Genomic DNA, 1,261 nt, shown 5'->3' on the forward strand with positions numbered 1-1,261 from the left:
GCTTTCTGTACATGCCATTGTAACACGTGTGTAGCCCCGGACGTAAGGGCCGTGCTGATTTGACGTCATCCCCACCTTCCTCACTCCTTGCGGAGGCAGTCTTCACAGAGTGCCCGGCATCACCCGATGGCAACTGAGAACAGGGGTTGCGCTCGTTATGGCACTTAAGCCGACACCTCACGGCACGAGCTGACGACAACCATGCAGCACCTCCACAGGCGCCCCGAAGGGCCTCATCATCTCTGAATCGTCCGCCTGCAGTTCAAGCCCGGGTAAGGTTCCTCGCGTATCATCGAATTAAACCACATGTTCCTCCGCTTGTGCGGGCCCCCGTCAATTCCTTTGAGTTTCACCGTTGCCGGCGTACTCCCCAGGTGGGATGCTTAACGCTTTCGCTTGGCCGCTTACGTCAGACGCAAACAGCGAGCATCCATCGTTTACCGCGTGGACTACCAGGGTATCTAATCCTGTTCGATACCCACGCTTTCGAGCTTCAGCGTCAGTTACGCTACAGCAGGCTGCCTTCGCAATCGGAGTTCTTCGTCATATCTAAGCATTTCACCGCTACACGACGAATTCCGCCTACTTCCTGCGCACTCAAGTCTGCCAGTTCGCGCTGCAATGCCCAGGTTGAGCCCCGACATTTCACAACACGCTTAACAGACGGCCTACGCTCCCTTTAAACCCAATAAATCCGGATAACGCCCGGACCTTCCGTATTACCGCGGCTGCTGGCACGGAATTAGCCGGTCCTTATTCATACGGTACCTGCAATAAGCCACACGTGGCCCACTTTATCCCCGTATAAAAGCAGTTTACAACCCATAGGGCCGTCTTCCTGCACGCTACTTGGCTGGTTCAGGCTCTCGCCCATTGACCAATATTCCTCACTGCTGCCTCCCGTAGGAGTTTGGACCGTGTCTCAGTTCCAATGTGGGGGACCTTCCTCTCAGAACCCCTACTGATCGTCGCCTTGGTGGGCCGTTACCCCGCCAACAAGCTAATCAGACGCATCCCCATCCTTCTCCTTCACATTTCGTCCACGTTAGATGCCTGCTGTGGACTGCATATCGTGTTAGTCCGCCTTTCGACGGGTTATCCGATGGACAAGGGCAGGTTGGATACGCGTTACTCACCCGTGCGCCGGTCGCCATCAACGGAAGCAAGCTTCCGTCATGCTGCCCCTCGACTTGCATGTGTTAAGCCTGTAGCTAGCGTTCATCCTGAGCCAGGATCAAACTCTACATTGTAAAATATCTTT

1 rRNA gene is annotated in these 1,261 nt (G+C 55.0%); it reads right to left on the reverse strand.

From position 1 onward, the window contains the following. Positions 1 to 1,250, reverse strand: a 16S ribosomal RNA gene (locus tag I6E49_RS14210); the annotation flags it as partial. Positions 1,251 to 1,261 lie beyond the last annotated feature (11 nt).

This window comes from Leyella stercorea (assembly GCF_021531655.1).